Here is an 11,634-nt window from a genome sequence, read left to right as displayed (position 1 = left end):
GATATGTTTGATATGATGAAAATGATGGGAAAAGTGAAGGAGATGCAATCCAAAATGAAGGAGGCTCAGGATCAATTAAAAGACATAACAGCTGAAGGAGAGTCCGGTGGTGGTCTTGTGAAAGCAACCGCTAACGGTAACAAAGAGTTAATCGGATTAGAAATTGACGATTCGCTAGTAAACAGCACAGACAAAAATATGATGCGTGACCTGGTAATTGCGGCAGTAAATAAAGCTGTAGGCGAAGCAGATGAAAAAGGGAAAGAGCACATCAAGAAATCAACAGAAGGCCTAATGCCTAACATTCCAGGCATGGATCTTTCAGGTATGATGTAAATGGCCACCACAGCAGTTGTCATACTTAATTATAATGGCAAGGACTATCTTGAAAAGTTCTTACCTACGGTAATAAACCATTCTACTGAAGCTGAAATAATAGTTGCTGACAATGCTTCAACAGACGACTCGATCAGCTTTCTTCAATCTCACTTCCCGCAGATTAAGCTTATAACGCTTGATAAAAATCACGGATATGCCGGAGGTTATAATGAAGCTTTAAAACAGGTTCATGCAGATTATTTTCTTTTACTCAATTCAGATGTGGAAGTAACGGAAAACTGGTTGCCGCCATTGATCCAATTCCTCGAAGAAAATGACGACTATGCTGCCTGTCAGCCTAAGATCAAAGATTACAATCATAAAAGCTTATTCGAATATGCAGGTGCCTGCGGTGGTTTTATTGACCTGCTGGGATATCCTTATTGTCGTGGGCGTATTTTTAATCACCTTGAAGCTGATTCAGGCCAATACAATGAGCAAATAGATATATTCTGGTCTTCAGGTGCATGTATGCTTATAAGATCAAAAACATTCATTGAAACAGGAGGATTTGATAGAGATTTCTTTGCCCATATGGAAGAGATTGACCTGTGTTGGCGAATACACAGTCTTGATTTTAAGATAAAGTCAATTCCATCGTCTACCGTTTACCACGTTGGTGGTGGTACGTTGGCAAAAGGAAGCCCATTTAAAACATATCTCAACTTTAGAAACGGACTTTACCTACTGATTAAGAACCTTCCATTGGCTAAACTGATACTGAGCTTACCTCCCAGGATTGTCCTTGATTGGGTAGCCGCTTTTAAATTTATGATTGGTGGTGAATTAGCCCACAGTTTGGCTATTTTTAAAGCTCATATCGCAGTACTATTCAATCTTATTAAAACGATACGAAAGCGCACAGTAACATCATCACCGTCAGTGTTAAAACTTATTGTTTTCGATTACTTTTTTCGAGGAAAAAGGAAATTTGATCAGCTTTAATAATACCAAAGTGTATTATTTCTCCTCCGCAAATGCTTTCTGAAATTCATAATGAAAGCCAGTCCAAGGTAAATAATAACGGGTGAGCCAAAGGTCAGAAATGAAGAATAAATGAAGAATAAACGGATGCTTGAGGTCGGAATACGCAATTTTTCCCCTAAACGGGTACACACTCCAAACGCATATTTTTCTATATAGTCTTGCATCGCTTAATTATTAACCACAAAGATAAACAATACATCTTTTAGATAGTTGGGTTAATAGTGCACTAAAATGATAATTTCGATTAATTTTGCCAGCACTATAACTAAGAATTATACTATTTATTGTTTGTACAATTAAAAAAACTGAATCAAATGAAAAAATTTAACCTAGCCATGGCATTTGCTGCCGGAGCGATTTTGCTTTCCGGTTGTAAGCTTGACAAGATGATAAAATTGGCTCAGGAGAATGACCTTCAAGTGAACCCTAACCCACTTGAAGTACACGGTGGTGACGTGCCATTCGAAGTGAGCGCAGTTCTACCTCCAAAAATTCTTCCATCAAACACCAGCTTTACACTTAATACAATTTATGTGTACGGTGATCAAGAGGTGAGCGTGGGAGCAATTGAGTTCCAAGCATCTGATTTTCCAAATAGCTCTTCAACAACTTCAAGAAAAGCAAGTAATTTCTCATTCCCTTATCAGGAAGGAATGAATCCAGGTACGCTATATGTGCAGGGAGTTGCTACCGACACCAGAAATGGTAAGTCTAAGCAGGGAGAGCGACTAGCTGTTGCTCAAGGTCTTATTATGACTTCCGGCTGGGTTAAAGATGTTGCAATGACATCTTATGCTGAGCACGGATACAATGATAAAGAAGAGCTGATTCCAACAAACGTTAGCTTCTACTTCGATCAGGGAAGATCCAACCTTAGAACTTCTTTGACTTATGATGGTAAGTCCAACAGAGCGAAGAGAGATGAGCTAAGTGGTTTCATTGCTGAGAAAAATGTAACAAGAACTGTAACCATCACTGGTACTCACTCACCTGAGGGTTCTGAAACAATCAACAGCGATCTTTCTGAGGATCGTGCGAAAGAAATTGAGAAGTTCTACAGAAACAGAATGGATCGATACGATTACAAAGGAGCTGCTGATTCGATTGATTTTATCCTTAAGCCTGTTATTCAGGATTGGGCTGCATTCAAAGCTGCATTAGCATCTTATGATGGCATCAGTGCTGACGAGAAGAAAGAATATAATAACATCATGAATGGTTCTGGATCTTTCGTTGAGAAAGAAAAAGAAATGCAAAAGCTTTCTACATATAAGAAAGTGTTCAATGATGTATATCCTGGTTTAAGATCAGCTAAAACAGAAGTTTTAACTGTAAAACCTAAAAAATCAAATGCAGAGATCGCTGTATTGGCTAAAGCAATTGTTAACGGTGATGCAGATGCAGACACCCTTACTATTGAAGAGTTGATGTTCAGTGCTACCCTTACTCCTTCTTTGGAAGAAAAAGCTTCTATATACAAAGCTGCTGCTGACAAGTCTGGAATGTGGCAAGCACACAACAACCTTGCAGCTACTCACATTGAGATGGCTTTAAAAGGTGACAAGTCTAAACTTGACGGAGCTTCTACTCAGCTTGAAATTGCTGCTAACAAAAATGGTAGTGCAGCTGAAGTGCAAGCAAATATGGCTGCTGTACAAGTACTTCAAGGTGACTATGATGCTGCTTACGAAACGCTTGGTGGTGTAAGCTCTTCTTCCAACGATATCAATGGCAAAGTAAGTGCTATGAAAGGTGCCGTTGAAGTAAGAATGGCAGAATACGACAAAGCAAAAGCATCTTTTACTTCTGCTAAAAACACAGAAAATGTAATGATCGACAGAGGCCTTGCTCACCTACTTAGCGGTGACTACAAAATGGCTGACGCTGAATTCAAGCAAGTTGAAAGAGCTGATGCTTACTATCTGTTAGCAGTTTCAGCTGCAAGACAAAATAACGCAGCTGACGTAGGATCAAACCTTAAGAAAGCCGTTGACGCTGAGCCTTCTTACAAGGACATGGCATTAAACGATCTTGAGTTTGCAAACTATGCTGACGCTGTAAACGAGGCGGTGAAGTAATTAAGTACATCAATAAAATTGAAAAGTCCTGCTTATCAGCAGGACTTTTTTTGTGCCTTTCATTCTACGTTTTAATGAAAAGGTTCCTTTAAATCCTCAATAATCAGCCATTCATCATTAATTTAGCAGACCGTAAAATCTAACTTAGACAATGAGAGAAATCCAGTTTAGAGAAGCATTAGGAGAAGCAATGAGTGAAGAAATGAGAAGAGACGAAGATGTCTTTCTCATGGGTGAAGAAGTTGCTGAGTACAATGGAGCTTACAAAGTAAGTCAAGGAATGCTGGATGAGTTTGGTGCTAAACGGGTAATCGATACTCCGATTACAGAACTTGGATTTGCTGGTGTAGGTGTAGGTGCTGCGATGAACGGCCTTAGACCGATTATTGAATTCATGACATTTAATTTCTCTTTGGTTGCAATTGATCAAGTCATCAACAGTGCGGCTAAAATGCTTTCAATGTCAGGTGGTCAGTACAATGTTCCAATCGTCTTTCGAGGGCCAACAGGAAACGCTGGACAGCTTAGCCAGCAGCACTCTCAAAACTTTGAAAACTGGTACGCAAATACCGCTGGACTAAAAGTGGTGGTCCCTTCTAATCCATATGACGCAAAAGGGCTTCTTAAAACTGCTATCAGAGATGACAACCCGGTAATTTTCATGGAGTCGGAACTCATGTATGGTGATAAGGGTGAAGTACCTGAAGAGGAATACCTTCTTGAAATTGGACAGGCCAATACCGTACGAGACGGTTCAGATGTTACCATTGTATCATTCGGTAAAATGATGAAGGTTGCAAGTCAGGCCGCTGAAGAATTAGCCAAAGAAGGTACAGAAGCAGAAGTGATCGATCTAAGATCCGTACGACCAATTGACTATCATGCTATTGTCGAGTCAGTGAAGAAAACCAATCGATTGGTCATTGTTGAGGAAGCCTGGCCCCTATCTTCCATATCATCTGAAATCAGCCATCATGTACAGCGAAATGCATTTGATTGGTTAGATGCTCCAATACATCGTATTACAAATAAAGATGTCTCTCTTCCTTATGCTCCAACGTTAATTGAAGAGGTACTTCCTAATGTTGCGCGAACTGTTGAAGCAGTTAAAGCTGTGACTTATCAGCTGTAAATATTAGAAGTAATTTTCCTGGCTAGCCGAATAGCTCCACTTAACTTTTGAATTGATGGTTCATTAGGCTATTTTAATCTAATGAAAAGGAATGCGATCGCATTTTTCATCCTTGCCTACTTTAACGCATTTAGTCAAATCAATTCAGATAGCATTCGCTCTGTTGCCGAAAATGCTAGCTCTGATTCCATAAAATTCAGTGCATACATTCAATTGGCTGATTTATCAGTTTATGATGAACCTTCGACATCATATGATTATGCTATGAGAGCATATCGTCTTGCGGTTGCTTTAAATTCACCAGATCTATTGAGTATTTCACTGAACCGAATTGGAAGCAGTTATTGGTCTGCTGGTGTACTTGATAGCTCGCTCTTTTACCTCAATAAATCATTGGCTCAGGCAAAAAAGATAAAGAGCAGATCCTTAATTGCTCGTAACAACGGCAACATTGCTAATGTATATGCTGCATCTGGAAATTATTTTGATGCTGTAAACTACTCAAAACAAGCTCTTGAAGAATTTAGAGTATTAAACAATCAGAATAGAATTTTTGCCATGCTCAACAATATTGGCAAATATTACCTGGATAATGGAGAGCTAGATTCAGCATCATATTATTTGAATCAGGCAGGAAATTCGATCAAACCTGAATTTGAATTCATGATCCCAATCTTTCTTTTCAATATGGCTGATTTAAAATTCAGACAGCTTAATTACTTTGATAGTGATTCTCTACTAAACGTTTGTGAAAAGAAAGCTACAAAATACCAGGACGAAAGAGCACTCATAAGAATTAAGCAAATGAAAGCTGAACTTTTCCTTTTAAACAACGAAGTTGATAAAGGGATGAAGTTAGCAACTGAAGCGTATGAAAGAGCTGTGAATACCAGGGTTAAAGACTTAATTCAAACATGTGCCGCTACGCTATCTAAAGCATTGGAGAAGGGTGGGCAGTATAAGGAGTCTCTTAAAATTTTAAATATTGGACTTGCCTACCGTGACTCACTTGAGAACAGACGGATAAAAAATCAATTGGCTATTGATAAGTTTAATAAGAAACAACTTGAAATCAGTAGACTCGAACATCGTAATTCACATTTGGTAACAGAATCTTCCTATTGGAAAAAAATCATTGTTATCCTATCGGTTTCTATTTTCATTTTTATTCTGCTGCTATATCTGATCTATAAAAGAAGGCAAGAGATAAAAAAACAGCACCAGGAATTGAAGGAGTTAAATAACTTTAAGAATAAGCTCTTTGCTATTATAGTTCATGACTTAAGGGCCCCCATCAATCAATTGATAAACGTAATTCAACTAATTGAGAACGGTGGCGATCAGCCAGAAATCTTAAAAATGGTGAAAGGTAAGGTTGAGAATCTTAACGACTTGATGAATAACCTTTTTGGTTTAGCCTATGAGTATGTGAATGAAGAATCTTTAAAAATTGAAGACATAAATCTCAACCAATTGATTGATGATGTAATCATGAGCCTATCAAGTCTTTATGAAGCTAAGGACATACAACTAATCAATCAGGTTTCAAAAAAGATACATACTAAAGCCGATGGGGGGTTAATCACAATTGTGCTCAGAAACTTGATAGTGAATGCGATTAAGTTTTCACATCAGGATTCATCAGTTTATATAATTGCCAATAAAATTCATGATACTGTTGAGGTTTCTGTCATCGATCAAGGGGTAGGAATGAGTGAAAAACAGATTAGTCGGCTCTTTACGACTGAAACAATTCATTCTACCGGCACAAAAGGTGAGCTAGGAAGTGGTTTGGGACTGATTCTATGCAAAGAGTTTATTGAAAGGAATGGAGGCACAATTAAGGTGAGTAGCATTCCAAAGGAAGGCTCTACTTTCTCATTTACCCTACCGTCTGCCTAAACCCTCCATTATTACTTTATCCCACCAAGCATATTCGCGAGCGCTCTCTTTCCTCCTGACTTATTCATCATTTTCATCATCTTGCGCATTTGCTCAAATTGCTTCAGCAATTGGTTCACTTCCTGAATTGAAGTTCCACTACCCTTTGCTATTCGCTGCTTACGAGTCCCATTCAACACTTCAGGCTGTGTGCGTTCTTTAGGGGTCATGGATTTTATGATCGCTTCAATTGGCTTAAGTGAATCGTCATCAATATCAATATCTTTGATGGCTTTTCCCATCCCCGGGATCATACCCAGCAAGTCCTTCATGCTCCCCATCTTCTTCATCTGCTCCATCTGAGCCAGGAAGTCATCAAAGCCAAATTGGTTCTTACGAATCTTCTTATTGATTCTTCTGGCTTCCTCTTCGTCATAGTTCTGCTGAGCACGCTCTACTAAACTGACAACATCACCCATTCCAAGGATTCGACTTGCCATCCTGTCCGGGTGAAACAGGTCTATGGCATCCATCTTCTCTCCTGTGGAGATATACTTGATTGGTTTTTCAACTTCCTTTCGAATGGAAAGGGCCGCTCCACCTCGAGTATCGCCATCCAATTTGGTTAATACTACACCATCAAAATTCAATCGTTCATTGAACGTGGCAGCAGTATTTACAGCATCCTGACCCGTCATCGAGTCAACCACAAAAAGAGTTTCTGCTGGATTCACTGCCTCTTTAAGATCAGAGATTTCATTCATCATCTGCTCATCCACAGCCAATCGACCTGCAGTATCAATGATCAATGTCTTCTTGCCGTTATCCTTCGCGAATTTTATGGCATTCTTAGCGATTTTAACAGCATCTTTATTTTCAGGTTCAGCATATACTTCTACCCCAATTTGCTCACCAAGAACTTTCAATTGATCAATTGCGGCAGGCCGGTAGATATCACATGCTGCCAACAATACAGTACGTCCCTGCTTCTTCATCAGGTTAGCGAGCTTCCCAGTAAATGTAGTCTTACCAGAACCCTGCAAACCTGAAATTAGGATGATGTTCGGATTACCTTCAAGACTAATAGGGACATTGGTTTCCCCCATGAGCGTGGTAAGCTCTTCAGAAACAATTTTGGTAAGAAGCTGCCCAGGAGAAACAGAGATTAATACATCACGTCCCAATGCCTCTTCCCTAATCTTATCGGTCACGTCTTTCGCGACCTTATAGTTCACATCGGCATCTACTAATGCTCTCCTGATCTCTTTTATCGTCGAAGCGATATTGATCTCGGTGATCTGCCCTTGTCCTTTCAGCGTTTTAAACGCCCTATCCAGCTTTACACTTAAACTATCAAACATAATTGCTCTTAAAAAAATCCGACTGCAAAGGTATAAAATAGTCTTTAGTGAATGATAGTTCAACCGAAATGAAACCTTTTAAAATCAATACAGTATAACTTAGTACCTTGCATAACAAAATACAACTAAAATGAAAAGGACTATTTTATCACTTGCTATTCTAATTAGTGCGTCATTTATTGTGGACGCACAAAAAGTAAAAGAAAAAGATATCATTGGTACATGGAAACTGGTGATAAACATCGAAGAAGAAATGGAAGAAGAAGCTGAAGAAGCGGATACCATGCTTGAGGAAGTGTTTATCAAGGCCATTTCCGGGTTTGTAGGCGGCATCATGGAGGATATTGAAATTTACTTTGAGTTTCAGGCCGACAATGATGTGAAGATTACGGTAAATGCATATGATGAAACAGAAACCGAGAGAGGTTCTTGGTACATCAATAAACGAGGTTATCTAGTTATAGAAGATATCGAAGATGATGACGATGACTTTCACATCAGTTCAGATGATGATGAGTGGAAGCTAATAGATGGCATTCTTGTTAGTGATGAAAATGAAAAAGATCGCTCTGTCTATATGACTAAAGTAGACAACTAAATAATCATTAATCAATAATCATTAATCACTATTTCTTTAAGGCAATCAACTTCTAGTTGGTTGCCTTTCTTATTTCATTCTCCAAACTAAAATCTCCCATCCCATACAAACTCATAAATATTGCCCCTGCCAGCATGGAAATTGCTGGATAAATATTTGGATATGGATCTTTTAAGTGAACTAGTAGAATAGCCACAATAAAATTGAATATCATGATAATTCCTGCAATCCTTACTTTCCAACCAATAATGAAAAGTATGCCGCAGATAAATTGGGCATAGACTGAAATAATCGCTGAAAATAATGGAAATGGAGCTCCAAATACTTCAAGAAAGTCTCTGAACTCCAACATTCGATCCCACGAAAAAACATTATCCTGAGTGCCATAAATCAAGTGAAATCCAACAGTCAACCGAATTGGCAAATCAGCATACTTTTTTAACTTATCCATTATCAAACAATGTTTTAACTATCACCTCAGCGGCAAGTCTGCTTCCTTTACGTGATGGGTGAAATCCATCCAAGCCGTATAAAGTGGAATCATCTGTCCGTTCAAAATAATCTTTCCATGCTTCGCCTACAGGGCAAAGTAGTGCTTCGTTCTCTATTGCAGCATCCCGATGGTTCTTTATGACACCTTCAAATGTGTGATAATTAGTCAGTGATGGCCATACCATAAAAAACACCAACTCAGTTTCATTCTGTTGACATAGCATCTGAAATTTTCTCCCGGCATCCAAAAGCATTTCTCTACCTTCCGATTGTGATGAAGGGCCCTGTTGGACGATCACATAATCGAATTTGCCACTTCGAATTCTTTTTTGAACTTCACCATCATCAAGGTGATCAATAAGTGCATAGTTTGGATATGCAATCATTGTTGTCTGTACTTTAAAGCCCTTTTTCCTGGCTTCATTTTTAACCAGTTCGGGAAGGTTATTCGTATACGTAAGGCTGTTGCCAACAAATAAAATCCTTGATTTTTGAGCAAGCGCTGATACTGATAAACTCAGCAGGAGCATGAATAATATTCGATTCATGCTCACAAAACAATCAATGAAATGATCTCCCTATCAATTGTCCAAAATGGATTTAAGATTTGCAGGTGAATAGTTAATGGACTTTAAAGTTTTATTGTCACCTACCCTATAGACGAGCCATTTGCCGTCTCTTTGTTCATAGTAAGCGTCCGTGTCTTTTTTAGTTTTGTAATGAGCTACTGTTTGTTTTGCTTCATCTTCTGTGTCACAAGCTTTGCTCATATTGGATCGTTGAACCTCTTCAAAAAGGGTTTTAAATTTATCACCCAGTCCAAACTCAAGGATTGCTCCTGAAAGTACGTATTGGATATCACATAGCGCATCCGCTATTTCAACCATATCCTTATCTTCAATGGCTTCCTGTAGCTCTTTGAGCTCCTCAGCAATCAATGACACACGGAGTTTACACCTATCTTCCGATGGTATCTGCGGTTCGGATAGAATGGGGTGTCGGAAAGTTTTGTGAAATTCTGCTACCTGATTTAAAGGGTCTATTTTATCCATTGATATTGCGTTCTTTTTTAATTGCACGTGTTAAGAAATAAATAAAGCCACCTACCACTACAGAAAGTATGATGACCATGCTCACAATTGCTCCAGTACTCATTGTTTTACAAACTTTTTATACAAGTATCCATTCAAAATTAATCCTACTACCATCACTAATGCCCATTGAGTGATTGTTGACGCATTACTATAAACACCAAATACATCCCACTGACCTTGTTCATTGAACCAGGTAGAGCTAAAATCCTGCGAAAGCCACCAGTAGATCAAAAAGAAACCCACTGCAATATTGAAGAAAATCGCGAACCTGAAAAAGCCGGAAGGCAATATCATATCTGAACCCACATCTATAGTTGAGGTTTTGAATGCGATAGGATTGTTCATAGCAACTCCAATCAATATGAAGAGACCTGTTACAATCAAGCCTACACCCCACACCCAATCCTGGTTAGAGAAATAATCAAGTGACCAGGCGGAAGGGAAGCCAAATATCACAAAGCACGCAATCACTACAATTAGTGTTTTTCGCTTAGATAAATTCAGATCAGCAACATTTTGAAGGAAAAGCTCAATCATTGGCAATAACGAGCTAAATGCTGCTACAAAAAGTGCGAGAAAGAAAAGTGCGGACAGATAGTCTCCACCCGGAACATTTGCAAAAAGCATTGGAATGATTGTAAATGTCAAGGCCTGGTTTCCAGACTGAAGGAAGGAAATTGCTTCTGCATCCGAAACTGAAAGAGCAAAAACGGCTGGTAAAATTGCCATTCCGGAAAGCAATGAAGCTGTATTATTTCCGAACGCTCCAATAAATGTATTAAGCGTGACGTCCTCGTTATCTCTTGAGAAAGCTGAGAGGGTCATCATTAAGCCCCACCCTGCTCCTGTACTCCATGCAGACTGGGAAAGGGCCTCAATCCAGATAGTAGGATTACTAAAAAGTGACCAATCTACAGCAAACATATATTCCAATCCTCTGACTCCACCATCCATATTTAAAGACACAAATACGATGATGACTAATAGAATAAACAGGGACGGGATTAAGAGCTTATTTGCCTTTTCAAGCCCATTTTTAACTCCACGTATGAGGATAAAAGCAGCAAGAAATATGACACATATATAAACGATTACAGTGATCCAATCTCCATTGGAGATGCTGCCCCAAAAATTAGCGAGGTAATCCGGGTTTGACTGAAGTGTTTCTTTCAAAGTCTCAGTCCTAAAAATATTATTGACTGAAAAAGAAAGGTATCTGAAAGACCATGCTGTAACAATGGAGTAATAAAAAGCGATACCTAGTGTACAGACGGTGATGAAGAAACCCATCCAGGTATACTTCTTCCCAGCAAATCTGGCGAAACTACCAACAACGCCGCTTTTAAATTTCTTACCAATAGCAAATTCTGATAAGAGTAATGGTATTGACCAAATGAAAAGGAACAGGATCCAAAGTAAAATAAATGACCCACCATACTGACCCGCAAGTCGCGGAAACCGCCAGAGGTTACCCGCTCCTATAGCCATTCCTAAGGCTGCAAGTACTATTCCCCACCGGTTGCTAAACTGTTCTTTACTCATAAATGACGCGTTGCAATTTTGCGATTCCGCCAAATATATGGAAAGTTTAGCAGGCTTATAGATCGATTTTTTATAAAGAGCAGTCTTGCTG

13 protein-coding genes are annotated in these 11,634 nt (G+C 38.9%); 6 read left to right on the top strand and 7 right to left on the bottom strand.

Going from position 1 to position 11,634, the window contains the following annotated elements:
- Positions 1 to 3 precede the first annotated feature (3 nt).
- On the top strand, positions 4 to 336 hold the full coding sequence (locus CHB71_RS15880; protein WP_089357921.1) for a YbaB/EbfC family nucleoid-associated protein: 333 nt from the start codon (positions 4 to 6) through the stop codon (positions 334 to 336).
- Complete coding sequence (locus CHB71_RS15875) at positions 337 to 1,323, top strand: glycosyltransferase family 2 protein (protein WP_089357920.1); 987 nt, start codon at positions 337 to 339, stop codon at positions 1,321 to 1,323.
- On the opposite strand, the gene CHB71_RS19030 is transcribed toward CHB71_RS15875, so the two are convergent.
- Positions 1,320 to 1,529, bottom strand: coding sequence for a PspC domain-containing protein (locus tag CHB71_RS19030; RefSeq protein WP_089357919.1), 210 nt, complete (start codon positions 1,527 to 1,529; stop codon positions 1,320 to 1,322). The two genes, CHB71_RS15875 and CHB71_RS19030, sit on opposite strands and share 4 nt — an antisense overlap.
- Before the next feature lie 150 nt (positions 1,530 to 1,679).
- Between CHB71_RS19030 and CHB71_RS15865 the strand changes: the two genes are divergently transcribed.
- The 3 genes from CHB71_RS15865 (at position 1,680) to CHB71_RS15855 (ending at position 6,477) form a co-directional block, all read left to right on the top strand.
- Entirely contained in the window at positions 1,680 to 3,443 is a 1,764-nt protein-coding gene (locus CHB71_RS15865) for a tetratricopeptide repeat protein (protein WP_089357918.1), read from the top strand.
- 151 nt (positions 3,444 to 3,594) lie between these two features.
- On the top strand, positions 3,595 to 4,575 hold the full coding sequence (locus tag CHB71_RS15860; RefSeq protein WP_089357917.1) for a pyruvate dehydrogenase complex E1 component subunit beta: 981 nt from the start codon (positions 3,595 to 3,597) through the stop codon (positions 4,573 to 4,575).
- An 81-nt stretch (positions 4,576 to 4,656) separates the two neighbouring features.
- Complete coding sequence (locus CHB71_RS15855) at positions 4,657 to 6,477, top strand: ATP-binding protein (RefSeq protein WP_089357916.1); 1,821 nt, start codon at positions 4,657 to 4,659, stop codon at positions 6,475 to 6,477.
- Positions 6,478 to 6,488: 11 nt separating this feature from the next.
- On the opposite strand, the gene ffh is transcribed toward CHB71_RS15855, so the two are convergent.
- Positions 6,489 to 7,817: a signal recognition particle protein gene (gene ffh, locus CHB71_RS15850; protein WP_089357915.1), complete on the bottom strand. Its 1,329-nt coding sequence runs from the start codon at positions 7,815 to 7,817 to the stop codon at positions 6,489 to 6,491.
- 130 nt (positions 7,818 to 7,947) lie between these two features.
- On the opposite strand from ffh, the gene CHB71_RS15845 reads away from it, so the two are divergent.
- A complete protein-coding gene (locus CHB71_RS15845; protein ID WP_089357914.1) occupies positions 7,948 to 8,415 on the top strand; it encodes a hypothetical protein in 468 nt (155 codons plus the stop codon).
- A 52-nt stretch (positions 8,416 to 8,467) separates the two neighbouring features.
- Here CHB71_RS15845 and CHB71_RS15840 read toward each other — a convergent pair whose 3' ends face one another.
- From CHB71_RS15840 to CHB71_RS15825, 5 genes are read right to left on the bottom strand one after another with little or no spacing between them, the layout of a single operon-like run.
- Positions 8,468 to 8,866 (bottom strand): DoxX family protein, encoded by a 399-nt coding sequence (locus CHB71_RS15840; protein WP_089357913.1) that lies wholly within the window; start codon positions 8,864 to 8,866, stop codon positions 8,468 to 8,470.
- Complete coding sequence (locus CHB71_RS15835; protein WP_089357912.1) at positions 8,859 to 9,455, bottom strand: SGNH/GDSL hydrolase family protein; 597 nt, start codon at positions 9,453 to 9,455, stop codon at positions 8,859 to 8,861. Before CHB71_RS15835 ends, CHB71_RS15840 begins: the two co-directional genes overlap by 8 nt.
- A 33-nt stretch (positions 9,456 to 9,488) precedes the next feature.
- Positions 9,489 to 9,959 carry a pyrophosphohydrolase domain-containing protein gene (locus tag CHB71_RS15830; RefSeq protein WP_089357911.1) on the bottom strand — a complete coding sequence of 157 codons (471 nt, stop codon included), beginning with the start codon at positions 9,957 to 9,959 and terminating at the stop codon, positions 9,489 to 9,491.
- A complete protein-coding gene (locus CHB71_RS18735; RefSeq protein ID WP_144017455.1) occupies positions 9,952 to 10,062 on the bottom strand; it encodes a MetS family NSS transporter small subunit in 111 nt (36 codons plus the stop codon). The genes CHB71_RS15830 and CHB71_RS18735 overlap by 8 nt, the downstream gene beginning before the upstream one ends.
- Positions 10,059 to 11,543, bottom strand: a complete 1,485-nt coding sequence (locus CHB71_RS15825; protein ID WP_089357910.1) for a sodium-dependent transporter — start codon at positions 11,541 to 11,543, stop codon at positions 10,059 to 10,061. Before CHB71_RS15825 ends, CHB71_RS18735 begins: the two co-directional genes overlap by 4 nt.
- Positions 11,544 to 11,634 lie beyond the last annotated feature (91 nt).

It is taken from the genome of Ekhidna lutea, from assembly GCF_900188325.1.
GTDB classification, from domain to species: domain Bacteria; phylum Bacteroidota; class Bacteroidia; order Cytophagales; family Cyclobacteriaceae; genus Ekhidna; species Ekhidna lutea.
This window is presented reverse-complemented; position numbering and strand designations above follow the sequence as displayed.